The 15,918-nt window shown below is 58.4% G+C and carries 14 protein-coding genes; 9 read left to right on the top strand and 5 right to left on the bottom strand.

Going from position 1 to position 15,918, the window contains the following annotated elements; all coding sequences use genetic code 11:
• The first annotated feature begins 21 nt into the window (after positions 1–21).
• From dam to trpS, 4 genes are read left to right on the top strand one after another with little or no spacing between them, the layout of a single operon-like run.
• The gene (gene dam / locus ACVWZ0_RS20660; RefSeq protein WP_253457652.1) at positions 22–840 is read left to right on the top strand and encodes an adenine-specific DNA-methyltransferase; all 819 of its coding nucleotides are present in this window, start codon (positions 22–24) and stop codon (positions 838–840) included.
• 53 nt (positions 841–893) lie between these two features.
• Positions 894–1,580 (top strand): ribulose-phosphate 3-epimerase, encoded by a 687-nt coding sequence (gene rpe / locus ACVWZ0_RS20655; protein ID WP_125289868.1) that lies wholly within the window; start codon positions 894–896, stop codon positions 1,578–1,580.
• Complete coding sequence (locus ACVWZ0_RS20650) at positions 1,564–2,241, top strand: phosphoglycolate phosphatase (RefSeq protein WP_253457655.1); 678 nt, start codon at positions 1,564–1,566, stop codon at positions 2,239–2,241. Before rpe ends, ACVWZ0_RS20650 begins: the two co-directional genes overlap by 17 nt.
• A 17-nt stretch (positions 2,242–2,258) precedes the next feature.
• Complete coding sequence (gene trpS / locus ACVWZ0_RS20645; protein ID WP_253457658.1) at positions 2,259–3,260, top strand: tryptophan--tRNA ligase; 1,002 nt, start codon at positions 2,259–2,261, stop codon at positions 3,258–3,260.
• A 59-nt stretch (positions 3,261–3,319) separates the two neighbouring features.
• Here trpS and cysG read toward each other — a convergent pair whose 3' ends face one another.
• From cysG to nirB, 3 genes are read right to left on the bottom strand one after another with little or no spacing between them, the layout of a single operon-like run.
• Positions 3,320–4,684, bottom strand: a complete 1,365-nt coding sequence (cysG, locus tag ACVWZ0_RS20640) for a siroheme synthase CysG (RefSeq protein ID WP_253457661.1) — start codon at positions 4,682–4,684, stop codon at positions 3,320–3,322.
• A gap of 57 nt (positions 4,685–4,741) precedes the next feature.
• Positions 4,742–5,068, bottom strand: coding sequence for a nitrite reductase small subunit NirD (nirD, locus tag ACVWZ0_RS20635; RefSeq protein WP_253457664.1), 327 nt, complete (start codon positions 5,066–5,068; stop codon positions 4,742–4,744).
• The gene (gene nirB, locus ACVWZ0_RS20630; RefSeq protein WP_253457667.1) at positions 5,065–7,596 is read right to left on the bottom strand and encodes a nitrite reductase large subunit NirB; all 2,532 of its coding nucleotides are present in this window, start codon (positions 7,594–7,596) and stop codon (positions 5,065–5,067) included. The genes nirD and nirB overlap by 4 nt, the downstream gene beginning before the upstream one ends.
• Positions 7,597–7,815: 219 nt before the next feature.
• On the opposite strand from nirB, the gene ACVWZ0_RS20625 reads away from it, so the two are divergent.
• Positions 7,816–9,096 (top strand): cytosine deaminase, encoded by a 1,281-nt coding sequence (locus ACVWZ0_RS20625; RefSeq protein WP_253457670.1) that lies wholly within the window; start codon positions 7,816–7,818, stop codon positions 9,094–9,096.
• A 30-nt stretch (positions 9,097–9,126) separates the two neighbouring features.
• On the opposite strand, the gene tsgA is transcribed toward ACVWZ0_RS20625, so the two are convergent.
• A complete protein-coding gene (tsgA, locus tag ACVWZ0_RS20620) occupies positions 9,127–10,308 on the bottom strand; it encodes an MFS transporter TsgA (protein ID WP_253457673.1) in 1,182 nt (393 codons plus the stop codon).
• A 266-nt stretch (positions 10,309–10,574) separates the two neighbouring features.
• Between tsgA and ppiA the strand changes: the two genes are divergently transcribed.
• The 4 genes from ppiA (at position 10,575) to argD (ending at position 13,691) form a co-directional block, all read left to right on the top strand.
• On the top strand, positions 10,575–11,147 hold the full coding sequence (gene ppiA / locus ACVWZ0_RS20615; protein ID WP_253457676.1) for a peptidylprolyl isomerase A: 573 nt from the start codon (positions 10,575–10,577) through the stop codon (positions 11,145–11,147).
• 72 nt (positions 11,148–11,219) lie between these two features.
• On the top strand, positions 11,220–11,780 hold the full coding sequence (locus ACVWZ0_RS20610; RefSeq protein ID WP_253457679.1) for a putative adenosine monophosphate-protein transferase Fic: 561 nt from the start codon (positions 11,220–11,222) through the stop codon (positions 11,778–11,780).
• A 32-nt stretch (positions 11,781–11,812) separates the two neighbouring features.
• Positions 11,813–12,388 (top strand): aminodeoxychorismate synthase component II, encoded by a 576-nt coding sequence (locus ACVWZ0_RS20605; RefSeq protein WP_253457682.1) that lies wholly within the window; start codon positions 11,813–11,815, stop codon positions 12,386–12,388.
• A gap of 85 nt (positions 12,389–12,473) precedes the next feature.
• Positions 12,474–13,691 carry a bifunctional acetylornithine/succinyldiaminopimelate transaminase gene (argD, locus tag ACVWZ0_RS20600; protein ID WP_253457683.1) on the top strand — a complete coding sequence of 406 codons (1,218 nt, stop codon included), beginning with the start codon at positions 12,474–12,476 and terminating at the stop codon, positions 13,689–13,691.
• Between the two features lie 94 nt (positions 13,692–13,785).
• Here the strand turns inward: argD and ACVWZ0_RS20595 are convergent, their stop codons facing one another.
• A complete protein-coding gene (locus ACVWZ0_RS20595) occupies positions 13,786–15,864 on the bottom strand; it encodes a YccS/YhfK family putative transporter (RefSeq protein ID WP_253457687.1) in 2,079 nt (692 codons plus the stop codon).
• Positions 15,865–15,918 lie beyond the last annotated feature (54 nt).

Here is a 15,918-nt window from a genome sequence, read left to right as displayed (position 1 = left end):
TAAGTGTAATAAAACGACGGCATGAAAAAAAATCGCGCTTTTTTAAAATGGGCGGGCGGCAAGTTCCCGCTGCTTAACGATATCCAGCGTCACCTGCCGGAAGGGGATTGCCTGATTGAACCCTTCGTTGGCGCAGGGTCCGTATTCCTCAATACGCATTTCTCGCGCTACGTGCTGGCGGATATCAACAAAGATTTGATCAACCTGTACAACGTGGTAAGAGATCGCGCGGACGAGTTTGTGGCGGATGCCAGCCAGCTGTTCACGACCGAAAGCAACGACGCTGAGTTCTACTACGCTCGCCGGCTGGAGTTTAATCGATCTACTGATGCCTGGCGCCGCAGCGTGCTGTTTTTGTACCTTAACCGCCACTGCTACAATGGACTGTGCCGCTACAATTTAAGCGGCGAGTTTAACGTACCTTTTGGCCGCTACCGCAAACCCTATTTTCCTCAGGATGAGCTGTACTGGTTCTCCGAGCGGTCGCAAAACGCCACCTTTATCTGCGAATCATACGCTGATACGCTGGGTCGGGCGGAGCCGGGATCGGTGGTCTACTGCGATCCGCCCTATGCGCCGCTGTCGGCCACGGCAAATTTCACCGCTTACCACACCAACAGCTTTAGCCTGGCGCAGCAGCAGCACCTGGCGGAGCTGGCGGAGAAGCTGGCGCGTGAAAGCCGTATTCCGGTACTGATCTCCAATCACGATACGCCGCTGACCCGCGAGTGGTATCAGGCCGCGCAGCTGCATCAGATTAAAGCTCGTCGCTCGATCAGCCGCAGCGGCAGCGGGCGTTTGCAGGTCAACGAGCTGCTGGCGCTGTTTAGCAGCGACTGATCCTCAACAGCACTACGTGCCTGTCGCCAGGCGCGCTAAATTGGGAGAAATGGATGAAAAAGTTTTTGCTCGCTCCGTCAATTCTGTCTGCAGACTTTGCTCGCCTGGGCGAAGACACGGCTAAAGCGCTGGCTGCCGGTGGCGATGTCGTGCATTTCGACGTCATGGATAATCACTACGTGCCCAATCTGACTATGGGGCCGATGGTGCTGAAAGCGCTGCGTGATTACGGCATTACCGCCCCGATCGATGTGCACCTGATGGTGAAACCGGTCGATCGCCTGATCCCCGATTTTGCCAAGGCTGGCGCCAGCTATATCACCTTCCACCCGGAAGCGTCCGAGCATGTTGACCGCACGCTACAGCTGATCAGAGAGCATGGCTGTAAAGCAGGGCTGGTGTTTAACCCGGCCACGTCGCTCAGCTATCTGGACTACGTTATGGACAAAATCGACGTGGTGCTGATCATGTCCGTTAACCCGGGCTTCGGCGGTCAGTCGTTTATTCCCGGCACGCTGGACAAGCTGCGCCAGGCCCGTAAGCTAATCGACCAAAGCGGCTACGATATTCGCCTGGAAGTGGACGGCGGCGTGAAGACAGAAAACATCGGCGAAATCGCCGCGGCCGGCGCCGATATGTTCGTGGCCGGATCCGCTATTTTCAATCAGCCTGACTATAAAAAAGTCATTGATGATATGCGCACGGAACTGGAGAAATCTCGTCATGGCTCATTTCACTGATATTCGCGCGCTGGCGTTCGATCTTGACGGCACGCTGACCGACAGCGCGCCGGGCCTGACCAGCGCGGTAGACGCCGCTTTGCAGTCGCTCAACCTTCCGGCGGCGGGTCTGGCGCGCGTCTCCACCTGGATTGGCAACGGCGCGGACGTGCTGATTGAACGCGCGCTGACCTGGGCGCTGGGACACGCGCCGGAAAGCGATCTGCTGCGCGACGCGCGGGTGCTGCTTGATAAGCATTATGCTGTCGTTGTCGAAAGCGGCAGTAAACTCTTCCCCGGCGTGAAAGAAGGCCTGCAAAAACTGGCGGCCACCGGGATGCCGATGGCTATCGTGACCAACAAGCCGACGCCGTTTGTCGCGCCTTTGCTGGCCTCGCTCGGCATTGACGACTGCTTTTCGCTGATTATCGGCGGCGACGACGTGACGGCGAAAAAACCGCATCCGGCCCCGCTGTTTCTGGTGCTGGGCAAGTTTGGCCTGCTGCCCGGCGAACTGCTGTTCGTGGGCGATTCCCGCAACGATATTCAGGCGGCGAAAGCGGCGGGCACGCCCTGCGTAGGGCTGACCTACGGCTATAACTACGGCGAGCCGATTGCGAGCAGCCAGCCGACGCTGGTGCTTGACCATTTTAACGATTTGTTGCCCGCATTAGGGCTGTAACGACCAGGACGAAAAAGATGAAACCCATCGTATTTAGCGGCGCGCAGCCTTCCGGCGAACTGACCATCGGTAACTATATGGGAGCGTTGCGTCAGTGGGTCAGCATGCAGGACGACTACAACTGCATTTACTGCATTGTCGATCTTCATGCCATTACGGTACGTCAGGATCCGGCTGCGCTGCGTAAAGCGACCCTGGATACGCTGGCGCTCTATCTGGCCTGCGGCATCGATCCCCAGAAAAGCACTATCTTCGTGCAGTCGCACGTGCCGGAGCACACGCAGCTGAGCTGGATCCTGAACTGCTATACCTATTTCGGCGAGCTGAGCCGCATGACGCAGTTCAAGGACAAATCCGCACGCTATGAAGAGAATATCAACGCGGGCCTGTTCGATTATCCGGTGCTGATGGCGGCGGATATCCTGCTTTACCAGACCACGCAGGTGCCGGTTGGCGAAGATCAGAAGCAGCATCTGGAGCTGAGCCGCGACGTGGCCGCGCGTTTCAATGCGCTTTATGGCGATGTGTTTAAGGTGCCGGAGCCGTTTATTCCGAAATCCGGCGCACGCGTCATGTCGCTGCTGGAGCCGACCAAAAAGATGTCCAAGTCGGACGATAACCGCAACAACGTGATCGGCCTGCTGGAAGATCCGAAGTCGGTGGTCAAGAAGATCAAGCGCGCCATGACCGATGGCGACGAGCCGCCGGTCGTGCGCTATGACGTAAAAAACAAAGCGGGCGTTTCTAACCTGTTGGATATCCTGTCCGGCGTGACCGGCACCAGCATTCCCGATCTGGAAAAGCAGTTTGAAGGCCAGATGTATGGGCACCTGAAAGGCGCGGTAGCCGATGCGGTTTCCGGGATGCTGAGCGAGCTGCAGGAGAGCTATCATCGTTATCGCAATGATGAGGCTTTCCTGGAGCAGGTTATGCGTGACGGCGCGGTGAAAGCTCGCGCTCAGGCGCAGGAAACGCTGAAAAAAGTCTACGAAGCCGTAGGCTTTGTCGCCCAGCCGTAACGGCTAACCTGAACGGCGCCCTTGAAAGTCAGTCCGGGGCGCCGTTTTTTATGGGCTGGCTAAAACCAGCGCAGCGGCTCGCGTAAGGCCACCACCCGACCGATGATAATCAACGACGGGCTTTGCGCCTGCGTGGCCAGCTCGGCCAGCTCGCTCAGCTGCCCTGCCACAACGCGTTGTCGGGTCGAGGTGCCGTTTTCCACCAGCGCCACCGGCATCCCGCCGCTCATACCGTGCGCCAGCAGCTGCCGCTGGATCTCCGCCGCCTGCGTCAGCCCCATATAGAACACCAGCGTCTGCCGCTCCGCCGCCAGGTTTTGCCAGTCCAGCTCACCGTTTTTCTGCACGTGGCCGGTCACCAGCCGCACGCTCTGCGCGTAATCGCGATGGGTGAGCGGGATGCCGCTGTAGGCCGAGCAGCCCGAGGCGGCGGTAATGCCCGGCACCACGGAAAAAGGAATGCCCGATCCGGACAGCGCCTCCAGCTCTTCCGCGCCGCGCCCAAAAATAAAGGGATCGCCGCCTTTCAGCCGCACCACGCGTTTTCCCTGGCCCGCCTGCTCCAGCAGGATTTGATTGATGGCCTCCTGCGGCACGCAGTGATAGCCCGCGCGTTTACCGACGAAAATCCTTTCCGCATCGCGCCTGACCAGCTCCAGCACCTCTTCAGATACCAGCCTGTCATAAACCACCACGTCCGCCTGCTGGATCTGCTGTAGTCCTTTCAGCGTCAGCAGGCCCGCGTCGCCTGGCCCGGCGCCGACCAGCACCACTTCGCCCCGTTGGGCCAAGGGTTCGTTAAACAGCGCTTCCGTCAGCTTTTCCGCACCTACGTCGTCTCCGTTGGCAAGCGTCTGCGCCAGCCGGTCGTGGTGGAACAGTTTTTCCCAGAAGCGCCTGCGCTGCCCGGCTTCGTTAAAGGTTGATTTTACCCGAGGTCGTAACGCGCCCGCCCACGCGGCAACTTTGCCCAAATGCTGCGGCAGCAGCGCTTCGATTTTTTCCCGCAGCAGGCGAGCCATCACCGGCGCGTCGCCAGCGCTGGAAATGGCAATCATCAGCGGCGAACGATCGACCACGGAAGGCATGATGGCGCTGGCCTGGGCAGGCGCGTCCACCACGTTGCAGAACATCTGCCGGGCGCTGGCGTAGTCGCTGACCTGCTGATTGACCTCATGGCTGTCCGTCGCCGCTATTGCCAGCCAGCAGCCGTCAAGCTGTTCAGGGCTGAAGCGCGCTTCCCGCAGCGTCAGCTTCCCGGCCTGCTGCCATTCGTAAAAGGGGGAGGAAAAATGCGTGGCGCAGACGCGGACATCCGCACCAGCCTTCAGCAGCAGCCGCGCTTTGCGCTCGGCCACGGCGCCGCCGCCGACCAGCAGGACGGTCTTATGGCGCAGGTCGCAAAAAAGAGGAAACCAGTTCACAGGAGGCTCGCAATAAAAAAGGGCCGCAATGCGCGGCCGTGAAAAAGAGAGAAGGGCTTATATCGCCACTTCCACCATGCCGTCGCGGACTCTGGCGGGCCAGGCGGGGATCGAGCGGCTCTCATCCTCCATACAGAGGCCGTCGCTCAGGCGAAAACGCTGCTTCTTCAGCGGGCTGGCAACCCACAGGCTTTGCTGGTGCTCGGCAATCAGGCCACGTGAGAGCACGCTGGCCTGGGCAAAGGGATCGATATTGCTCAGGGCGAACACCGCTTCATCGGCGCGAGGGCGAAACAGGGCAACCTGTTCTCCCGCCACCAGCGCACAAACGCCGGTGGCGGGCTGAATACTTTCTAAAGGGCAAACGCTATGCCACTGGCTCATGGCTGTTCCTCCATAACAACGGGAATACGCTCTTCGGGCCGCGCGGGCCGGTGCTGCTGACGCTCCGGCACGCTCTGCACCAGCGGGTCGCGGCTGTCGCTGTTGATAAAGTGGCGGAAGCGGGCAAGCCGCTCCGGTTGCGCAAGGGTTGCCTGCCACTCACAGACGAAGCGCTCGCGCAGGCGGGCCAGGTCGGCCTCCAGCTGCGCGTTGAGGCCCAGCTTGTCGTGGATAATGACCTGGCGCAGATAGTCGATGCCGCCATCCAGGCTCTCCAGCCACAGCGAGGTGCGCTGCAATTTATCGGCGGTGCGGATATAAAACAGCATAAAGCGATCCAGATAGCGGATAAGCGTGTCCCGATCCAGATCCGCCGCCAGCAGATCGCCGTGGCGCGGCTTCATACCGCCGTTGCCGCAGACGTAAAGGTTCCAGCCTTTTTCCGTAGCGATGATGCCGACATCTTTGCTTTGCGCTTCCGAGCATTCACGGGTGCAGCCCGACACGCCAAATTTCATCTTGTGCGGCGTGCGGATGCCCTTGTAGCGGTTTTCCAGCTCCACGCCCAGCCCCACAGAGTCGCCGACGCCGAAGCGGCACCAGCTGCTGCCCACGCAGGTTTTCGCCATGCGCAGCGCTTTGGCGTAGGCGTGGCCGGTTTCAAAACCGGCTTCGATCAGCGTCTGCCAGATGGCGGGCAGATCGTCTTTCTGCGCGCCGAACAGACCGATGCGCTGCGAGCCGGTGATCTTGGTGTAAAGGCCGTAGCGGCTGGCAACCTCGCCAATGGCTATCAGCCCGGCTGGGGTGATCTCGCCGCCCGCAGAGCGCGGGATCACGGAGTAGGTGCCGTCTTTCTGAATATTGCCAAGAAAGCTGTCGTTGCTGTCCTGCAAAGGCACCAGCGAAGGCTGGAGGGCATAATCGTTCCAGCACGAGGCAAGTAATGACGCTACCGTGGGTTTACAGACCTCGCAGCCATAGCCCTGGCCATATTTGCTAAGCAGCTGCTCAAAGGTTTGGATCTCTTCCACGCGGATCAGGTGATACAGCTCCTGGCGGGAATAGTGAAAGTGTTCGCAAAGGTGGCTGTTAACTTCAATGCCCTGGCGGCTCAGCTCGGCGTTCAGCACCTGGGTCATCAGCGGCACGCAGCCGCCGCAGCCGGTGCCGGCTTTGGTTTCCGCCTTCAGCGCCGCCACGGTATGGCAGCCGTTGTGGATCGCCAGCACCAGGTCGCCTTTGGTGACGTCAAAGCAGGAACAGATTTGCGCCGTTTCCGGCAGCGAATCCACGCCCAGCGCCGGTTTGCTTCCCGCATGGGCGGGCAGGATCAGCGTGTCGGGGTTGTCCGGCAGTTCGATGCCGTTAAGCATCAGCTGCAGCAGATTGCCGTAGTCGCTGGTATCGCCCACCAGCACCGCGCCCAGCAGCTTTTTATTGTCCGCGCTGACCACCAGACGCTTATAGACCTCTTTGTTTTCATCCAGGTAGAGATAGTTGCGCGCGCCTTCCGTCCGGCCGTGCGCATCGCCGATACCGCCGACGTCCACGCCCAGCAGCTTGAGCTTCGCGCTCATATCCGCGCCGGTAAAGGCGTTCTCCCGACCCAGCAGGCTGTCTGCCGTAACCTGCGCCATTTTGTAGCCCGGCGCCACCAGGCCATACACGCGTTCCTGCCAGGCGGCGCATTCGCCAATGGCGTAAATATCTGCATCCGTAGTGCGGCAGCTGTCGTCAATCACTACGCCGCCGCGCGGGCCAATGGCAAGGCCGGCTTCTCTGGCGAGACGATCCTGCGGGCGAATGCCGGTGGAAAACACGATAAAATCGACCGCCAGCTGGCTTTCATCCGCAAACTGCAGGATTTTTCCGCCTGACGGGCCGTCAATAATCTGTCGGGTATTTTTGCTGGTATGAACGGCAACGCCCATTCCTTCGATTTTTTTCCGCAGCAGCTTTCCGCCCAGCGGATCGAGCTGTTCCGCCATCAGCACGGGCGCGAACTCCACCACGTGCGTTTCCATGCCCAGATTTTTCAGCGCGCCGGCGGCCTCCAGCCCCAGCAGACCGCCGCCGATCACCGCGCCGCTACGGCTGTTACGGGCGCAGGCTTCGATTGCGTCCAGATCGTCCAGCGTACGATAAACAAAGCAGCTGTTCCCGTCGGCGCCTGCAATCGGCGGCACCCAGGGATAAGAGCCGGTCGCCAGCACCAGCTTATCGTAACTCACCGCGCGGCCCTGGTCGGAATACACCACCTTTTCCCGGCGGTCGATTGTTAAGGCCTTTTCACCAGTTAGCACGCTTATTTTATGCTTTTCGCAGAAGCCTTCCGCCACCAGCGAAAGGGCCTCGGCGCTGTGATGGGTGAAATAAGCGGAGAGATGCACGCGATCGTAAGCCACGCGAGGCTCTTCGCAAAAAACCGTGATGTCGAACTGCTCCGGCGCGGCCTTTTCGGCCAGCTCTTCCAGCAGGCGATGCCCTACCATGCCGTTGCCAATAATAACGAGTCGGGTGCGCATTTGTGCCTCACATTACAAAATAATGCCGCTACAATAGCGCGCAAAACTCCAGGGTTATTGATGTATATCAAGCCAGTTTTTAAATACCCCTTTATGGGTAGAGTGATGATTTTTAAGCTTTTTTAAGTAAGTTATGGATTTTACTGGTATTGCTCCCGTCTCGCTCCGCCACAAAGGATGGTATGGTTAAAAAAACCACTGACGTTCAGGAGCGTGTTTATGCAGGCTATTCCATTAAAAAGCATTCACCATGTGCGATTGCCGTGGCGTGAGGGACTCTGGCAGATTGCTATCCGCGACGGCAAAATCGCCACGATCGCGCCCCAGTCACACGGCGCCGCGCCGGAAGGATCGCTGGATGCGGAGGGCGGGCTGGCTTTTCCGCCTTTTATTGAGCCGCATATCCATCTTGATACCACCCAGACCGCAGGCGAACCGGCCTGGAATGAATCCGGTACGCTGTTTGAAGGCATTGAGCGCTGGGCAGAGCGCAAAGCGGTGTTGGATCATGAAGATGTCAAAACCCGCGCGCGGCAGACGCTGAAATGGCAGATCGCCAACGGTATCCAGCATGTGCGCACGCACGTAGACGTGTCCGATCCCTCGCTTACCGCGCTGCGGGCCATGCTGGAAGTGAAAAGCGAGATGGCACCCTGGGTCGATATCCAGATCGTCGCGTTTCCGCAGGAGGGCATTCTCTCGTACCCCGATGGCGAAGCCCTGCTGGAAGAGGCGCTGCGGCTGGGCGCGGACGTGGTTGGCGCTATCCCGCATTTTGAATTTACCCGCGAGTATGGCGTGGAGTCGCTGCATAAAACTTTCGCGCTGGCGCAGAAGTATCAGCGCATGATTGACGTGCACTGCGACGAAATCGACGACGAACAGTCGCGCTTTGTGGAAACCGTCGCCGCGCTGGCGCTGCGCGAGAAAATGGGCGCCCGCGTCACCGCCAGCCATACCACGGCGATGCACTCTTATAACGGCGCTTATACCTCGCGTCTGTTTCGGCTGCTGAAGCTTTCCGGCATTAATTTTGTCGCCAATCCGCTGGTGAATATCCATCTTCAGGGACGCTTCGACAGCTATCCCAAACGGCGCGGCGTAACGCGGGTAAAAGAGATGCTGGAGGCGGAGATCAACGTCTGCTTTGGCCACGATGACGTTTTCGATCCCTGGTATCCGCTCGGCACCGCCAATATGCTTCAGGTGCTGCATATGGGGATGCATGTTTGTCAGCTGATGGGGTATGGCCAGCTGGATGAAGGCATTAAGCTGATTACGCATAACAGCGCCAGAACCCTACAGCTGCAGGATTACGGCATTCAGAGCGGCAACAGCGCCAACCTGATTATCCTGCCTGCGGAGAACGGTTTTGATGCGCTGCGGCGTCAGGTGCCGACGCGTTATTCGATCCGTCAGGGAAGGGTGATTGCACAAACGCAGCCTGCGGCGAGCACAATTTATTTAGCGAAGAGCGAAAAAGTGGATTTTCGGCGCTAATAAAAAAGGCCGGTTTCCCGGCCTTTCCCGTTAGTGCGAGGACATATGCCCGTGCAGCTTGTGTTTGCTGACGAAGCCCAGCAGCAGGCACATCACGAACACCACCGCGTACAGCATGTTAGCGGTAGAGAGCGCCGCGTGAGCGCCGTGCTTATCCACAATCGGGCCGGTGACCACGAAAGTCAGCATGGTGCCAACGGTGCCGCAGGTCAGAATAAAGTTCACCAGCTTTGGCGAAGAGACTTTAGTCTGGAGCGATCCCAGCGTAATGATGGTGGTGTAGATGGCGCTGGAGAAGAAGCCCAGGCTCATCATGATCCACTTCAGCATACTGGCGTCGCTGCTGCTGATAAACCAGTACATCAGCGCCGTCGCCAGCAGCGCCAGTACGGTGACGATGCGCTGCGGATCGAAGAAGCGCAGAATGGCGCTGAACGCCCACATGCCGATCATATAGGCGGTCCAGAAGTTGCCGACCAGCGCGCCAGCCTGGGTCAGATCCATGCCCATGGTTTTTGTGGCGTACAGCGGCACCCAGCCGATAAAGCCAAGCTGGCCGAGGATGTAGCAGAGCGCGGCGACAGACAGGAACAGCACGCCGATGCCCCATTTCTCTTTTTCCACGTTCTGAACGGCGGCTTTTTTGCCCAACACGGGAAACTCAAAGCAGAGCGCCAGCACAAAAATAGCCAGGTAGATCACGCCGATACAGACATAAACCCAGTACCACGGCAGCGAACGCGCCAGCAGCGCGGCGGCGATAATGGGAAAAATAGTGCCCGCCATGCTGAAGAAGGAGTCGGTAAACAGCAGGCGCGAACCGCGCTGACGGCCTTCGTACAGATGGGTGATGAGGAAAGTACCAATCGACATGGTGATGCCGCTGACCACGCCCAGCACGAACATACAGAGCGAGAAGACGCTCAGCGAGTGGCTGGTCATTAGCCCCAGTATGGCGAGCACCATCAGCACGAAGCCGAAAATCAGCTGTCGGCGCAGAGGAATGATTTCCATCAGCCAGGCGTTAAGAAACACGGCGACTAAAATGCCGGCGTTCAGGAAGGTGAAGGTGTTGCTCATCTGCGCAACTGGCAGATGAAAATAGTCAGCAATATTCTCCAATACCATACCGGTGACGATTACTACCGCGCCGGTTAGCGCATAGGAGAAAAAGCTGATCCAGGTAAGCCCGATTCGATCGCGATTAGTCATAGTTGTGGCCCGTGGAGTCAAGAATTGTGAGGCTGGACGCTCACGCTAAGCGCGGGCAGTTTAGCTGGATTCGTGATCTGCTTAAATAAATAATGCAAGTTTCCCCAGCGATTTCAGGATATTCGTGATGAATATCACCGTTTTTTGCCTGGCGAAAGCGTTTGCGTCGGCCCGGCACGCGTAAAAATAGGTAAAACGCTGGCGCAGGGATAAGCGCCTCTTTACAATCAGCTTTCGGCCTGTAGCCCTTAAGTAAGGAATCTTTTATGTTAAAACGTACTTTGACAGCGGTCGCCACCGTGTTTGCGTTATCTACGCTCTCTGCTTCTGCCCTGGCGGCAAAAGGAGATACGCACGTGCTGCTGACCACCTCTGCTGGCAATATTGAGCTGGAACTCAATAATCAAAAGGCCCCGATTTCCACGAAGAACTTTGTTGATTACGTCAACAATGGCTTCTACAACAACACCGTTTTCCATCGCGTGATCCCGGGCTTTATGGTGCAGGGCGGCGGCTTTACCGCCGATATGCAGCAGAAACCTGGCGCCGCGCCGATTAAAAACGAAGCGGATAACGGCCTGCTGAACAAGCGCGGCACCATCTCCATGGCCCGCACCGCCGATAAAGACAGCGCTACCAGCCAGTTCTTTCTCAATGTAGCGGACAACGCTTTCCTGGATCACGGCCAGCGTGACTTTGGCTATGCCGTCTTTGGCAAAGTGGTGAAAGGCCAGGAAGTGGTGGATAAAATCGCTCAGGTGCCGACCCAGAATATGGGGCCATACCAGAACGTGCCGGTTAAACCTGTCGTGATCCTTTCCGCAAAAATCCTGCCTTAACGCTCCGGTCGGGGGATTGCTGCTGATAATCAGCTAAGCTTTTAGCAGCAATTACCCCTTCAAGGAGAACTCATGTCCAGAAAGCTCACCGACAAGCAAAAAAATACGCTCTGGCAGCAGCGTCTGCCGACCAACTTCCTGGCGAGCTTTTTATTAACGGGTTCCCTGCCCGAACTGGGCACGCGCAATCCGGGTCTGCCTCATCTGCGCGCCATGCACCGCGCGCTTTTTCAGGATGTGCTGGAGGAGGCGGGCGAGCTGCGCGAAGTCGATATCGCCATCGGCGACACGCCCTGCTGCCACTTTGAATACATCGAGAAAGAAGGCAACGCGCTGATGCAGGCGCTGGAAGAAGAGAACGGTCTGGCCGATCTGCCGCTGGATCGCATGGCGGAAAGGCTCGCCTGGTACTACTGCGAGCTGACCGTGCTGCATCCTTTTCTGCGCGGCAACGGACGCGCCCAGCGGCTTTTTTTCGAACAGCTGATTATCCATGTCGGTTGCGACATTCAATGGAGCCTGATCGACAGCGAAAGCTGGCAGGCGGCCGTTAAGGCAAGCCTGGCGGGCGACTTATCGCTGCTGGAAGCCGCTTTCGGCAAAGTCATCAGCGAGCGGGACGAAAACGCGTAGAATAGCGGCGTTTCTTTTTTCCCGGAGCTTGTATGCTGCTGCTGATCGATAACTATGACTCTTTTACCTGGAACCTTTATCAATATTTTTGTGAAGCAGGCGCAGATGTTCACGTCAGACGTAACGACGAGCTGACGCTGGCGCAAATAAGCGAGCTAAAGCCTGAACATCTGGTGATTTCGCCGGGGCCGTGCACGCCCAACGAGGCGGGCATCTCGCTGGAGGCTATCCGGGCCTTCGCCGGAAAAATCCCGGTGCTTGGCGTTTGTCTGGGGCATCAGGCGATAGCACAGGCTTTTGGCGCGCGTATTGTGCGGGCGCGTGAGGTAATGCACGGTAAAACCTCGCTGATTGAGCATAATAACAGCGGCGTTTTTAACGGCCTGAATCATCCGCTACGGGTAACGCGCTATCATTCGCTAATCGTCGAGGCTGCCTCGCTCCCCGCCGATTTTGAGGTGACGGCATGGTCGCTGCGCGACGGCGAGAAGGACGAGATCATGGGCGTGCGGCATCGTGATTTGCCGCTGGAAGGCGTGCAGTTTCATCCGGAAAGTATCCTCAGCGAGCAGGGGCATCAGCTGCTGAAGAATTTCCTCAGGCAATAAATTTGGTTGCCTTAAAGTGATTTTTTATGCATATTTTGTGATTATAATTTCAGTGGCTCTGTAACGTAAAAAGATGAGGTTGGCAATGGCAGCGGATAAATTATCGGTAACGCGCTCGACGTTTGATGAAGTGATTTTGCCTGTTTATGCACCAGCGCAGTTTGTGCCGGTTAAGGGAAAAGGCAGCCGCGTCTGGGATCAGCAGGGTAAAGAGTACGTCGACTTTTCCGGCGGTATCGCCGTTACCGCGCTGGGCCACTGTCATCCGGCGCTGGTGGAAGCGCTGAAAACGCAGGGTGAAACCCTGTGGCACACCAGCAACGTCTTCACCAACGAACCCGCGCTGCGCCTGGCCAGCAAGCTGATTGCCGCCACCTTCGCCGAACGCGTGTTCTTCGCTAACTCCGGCGCGGAAGCCAACGAGGCGGCCTTTAAGCTGGCTCGTTATTACGCGACTAAACGCCATTCGCCTTTTAAAAGCAAAATTATCGCGTTTCATAACGCCTTCCACGGCCGCACGCTGTTTACCGTTTCCGTCGGCGGCCAGCCGAAATATTCCGACGGCTTTGGCCCTAAACCAGCGGACATCGTCCACGTGCCGTTTAACGATCTTAACGCGGTAAAAGCGGTTATCGACGACCATACCTGCGCCATCGTGGTGGAACCTATCCAGGGCGAAGGCGGCGTGATGCCGGCTACTCAGGCGTTTATGCAGGGGCTGCGCGAGCTGTGCGACCAGCATCAGGCGCTGCTGGTGCTGGATGAGGTACAGAGCGGCATGGGCCGCAGCGGCAAGCTGTTTGCGTATGAACACTACGGCGTCCAGCCCGATATTCTGACCACCGCCAAAGCGCTGGGCGGCGGCTTTCCGGTCAGCGCCATGCTGACCACCAACGAGATCGCCTCGGTGATGGCGCCCGGCGTGCACGGCACCACCTATGGCGGCAACCCGCTGGCCTGTGCGGTAGCGGAAGCGGCGCTGGATATCATCAATACGCAAGAAGTGCTGAACGGTGTAGAGGCGCGCCGCGAGCAGTTTGTCGCCGCGCTGAAAGCGCTGGACGCGCAGCTGGATCTGTTCAGCGACATTCGCGGCAAAGGCCTGCTGATTGGCGCGGCGCTGAAGCCGCAGCATGCCGGTAAAGCGCGCGATATTCTGAACGCCGCCGCCGCCGAAGGCGTAATGATCCTCAATGCCGGGACGGACGTGATCCGTTTTGCGCCGTCGCTGGTCATTGAACCGACCGATATCGAAGAGGGCATGAACCGCTTCGCCACCGCCGTGAAAAAACTGCTGGCTTAACTCGTCAGGCCGGAAGCCTCGCGCTTCCGGCTAAACAGGCGCGTCGTCTGCACCAGGCCGCTTACACGCGCCGAAAAACTTCTGCTCAGCATCATCAGGCTGATTTCCGTAAATGGCGCGACAGCCAGCGGCCATGATGAGGTCGGCTGCTCCAGGCCAACGAAGAAATAGTGTGCATCACGCCAAGATGTTCCAGAATGCGCTTTATGTGCCTCTCCATCACCGTGGTCGCGCCCTGCTGAAAGGGCGTATCCGTCTCCAGCACGTTGTTTGTGGAACTCGGCCCGTCATACTCCAGCCGCTGCTGGCAGCGCTGTAGCGCAATTTCGCACGCCTGTAGATAGCGCTCGGCCAGCTGCGGCGTCAGCATGGTATGTTCACGCGCTAAAATGGTCATGGCGTTGATATGCTCAACGATAAACTGACTGTGCGTAACCCAAAGCTTCATATCGGCCAGGTAGCGGGCGTCGAAACCCGGCTCCTGCATCGCCTGGTTCAGCGAGTTAAACAGCGCGTTGTGCGCCTGGTTAACGCGCATACGCTGCCAGGCAAGCTTCTGCGGACTCTCTTCGTCCCCCAGCAGTTTCTGGAGCGCTTCCTGATAGGTTTCCAGCGCGTCGTGCGCATTCTGCCGCAGCAGGCCGCTTTGCCACTGCGGCCACAGCCAGATCATCCCGGCAAAGGCGATCAGGCAGCCCATCAGCGTATCCAGCAGGCGCGGCAGCAGAAAGTCGGCGCCGTTCAGCGACAGCAGCTGAAGCGAATATACCGCCGTCACGGTAAAGCCGATCGTCGCCAGGCCGTAATATTTGCGGATCACCAGATAGCCCGCCAGCGTCAGCGTCAGCATCACCAGCAGCACAGCCGATTCCGGCACCTGAAAGCGTAGCGTCAGCGCGGCCACCACCAGCCCGCCCAGCGTGCCCAGCGCACGGTGCTGAATACGTACCCTGGTCGCGCTGTAGCCGTTCTGGCTGACAAACATCACCGTCATCAGCAGCCAGTAAGGCTTGGGCAGATTAAACGAGAGCGCCAGGGTGCTGGCGAAAGCGAGCATAACCGCAAACCTGGCGGCGGTGCGCAGCGCGGCGGATTTCAGCGACAGATAGCTTCTGATGGCAGATAGCAGCGGCAGTCGTTTCTGACGATCCGCCATCAGATCGCGCTGGTAAAGCGGACGCTGGGTACGCAGCACGCGGGCGATACGGCTGAAATGCCAGGCGCAAAAGTTGCCGACCGGGTTGGCGGGATGCTGGCGGGCAATTTTTTCCAGCGCCTGCAGCTGTTTATCCATGCTGAAACGTGTCGGCAGACGGTGATAGAGAATATCGTCCGCCAGCTCGCGCAGCCTGGCCGCAATGGTCTGCGCGTTCCAGCGGATCACCGCCTCGGCATGGCTCTGCTCCACCAGTTTCTGCACCTCTTCCGGCTGATGCAGGCTGACAGCGATATGCTCCTGCAAATCCAGCGCAACCTGAAAAGCGCGGGTCAACCGCTTATGGTGATTATCGTTGCTGGCGGCCAGCATGTGCATTTGCTGATAGCAGGTATTGATAAGGTCGACCGCTTTTTGCTGGCGAGCCAGCAGCGGCGGCAGCGTTTTTTCCGGGTCGGCAAGCTGCGTCAGCAGGCTGTATTTGGCCTCGCAGTAGCCGGCCAGCTCGCGATAAAGCAGGCTGAGCGTTTCCCGCATCGGCTGCTCTTTCCACAGCCAGAACCAGAACCAGTTAAAGAGGCCGTACCAGACCGTGCCCAGGATATAAAGCGACGGCGGCTGCCAGATGGGCATCCGACCGGCCAGGCTCAGGGTAAAGATGCCGGCAATCAGCGCGCCGGGCAGCAGTCTGCCATGCAGCGGGCTGATTTCGCCGGTCACGCCCAGCAGCATGGCCATGGAAAACAGGATAATGGGCAGGGGAACGGCATAGTCGCCAAGATACTGCACCAGAAAGCTGCTGAAGGCGAAAAGGCCGCCGCCGATCAGCAGACGTTTAAAGAAGCGTTTATGGGGCGTATCCAGACCGGCGATATTGCAGCAGGCCGGCACCAGCGAGAACAGCAGGCCGTTTTGCAAATTGCCCAGCAGCCAGCCGACGGCGACGGGCAGGCAAAGCACCAGCGTCTGCCGCAGGGCGTAGTTAACTTCGGGATGGTAGATGAGTCGGCGCCACATTGCTTTGTACCCGCTGAAAAGGCGCAACGAAGGCATTGCGCCATGCAATCAGAG

The organism is Erwinia sp. TECH1 (assembly GCF_054057575.1).
Note: the sequence above shows the minus strand (reverse complement) of the source record. Positions and strands in the feature narration are given on the sequence as shown.

Bases quoted from the DNA above. Each gene is read 5' to 3' on its own strand.
- nirB (WP_253457667.1), bottom strand. From the start codon at position 7,596: ATGCGCACCCGACTCGTTATTATTGGCAACGGCATGGTAGGGCATCGC.
- ACVWZ0_RS20650 (WP_253457655.1), top strand. From the start codon at position 1,564: ATGGCTCATTTCACTGATATTCGCGCGCTGGCGTTCGATCTTGACGGC.
- ACVWZ0_RS20625 (WP_253457670.1), top strand. From the start codon at position 7,816: ATGCAGGCTATTCCATTAAAAAGCATTCACCATGTGCGATTGCCGTGG.
- trpS (WP_253457658.1), top strand. From the start codon at position 2,259: ATGAAACCCATCGTATTTAGCGGCGCGCAGCCTTCCGGCGAACTGACC.
- ACVWZ0_RS20605 (WP_253457682.1), top strand. From the start codon at position 11,813: ATGCTGCTGCTGATCGATAACTATGACTCTTTTACCTGGAACCTTTAT.
- ppiA (WP_253457676.1), top strand. From the start codon at position 10,575: ATGTTAAAACGTACTTTGACAGCGGTCGCCACCGTGTTTGCGTTATCT.
- tsgA (WP_253457673.1), bottom strand. From the start codon at position 10,308: ATGACTAATCGCGATCGAATCGGGCTTACCTGGATCAGCTTTTTCTCC.
- ACVWZ0_RS20610 (WP_253457679.1), top strand. From the start codon at position 11,220: ATGTCCAGAAAGCTCACCGACAAGCAAAAAAATACGCTCTGGCAGCAG.
- argD (WP_253457683.1), top strand. From the start codon at position 12,474: ATGGCAGCGGATAAATTATCGGTAACGCGCTCGACGTTTGATGAAGTG.
- ACVWZ0_RS20595 (WP_253457687.1), bottom strand. From the start codon at position 15,864: ATGTGGCGCCGACTCATCTACCATCCCGAAGTTAACTACGCCCTGCGG.
- rpe (WP_125289868.1), top strand. From the start codon at position 894: ATGAAAAAGTTTTTGCTCGCTCCGTCAATTCTGTCTGCAGACTTTGCT.
- nirD (WP_253457664.1), bottom strand. From the start codon at position 5,068: ATGAGCCAGTGGCATAGCGTTTGCCCTTTAGAAAGTATTCAGCCCGCC.
- dam (WP_253457652.1), top strand. From the start codon at position 22: ATGAAAAAAAATCGCGCTTTTTTAAAATGGGCGGGCGGCAAGTTCCCG.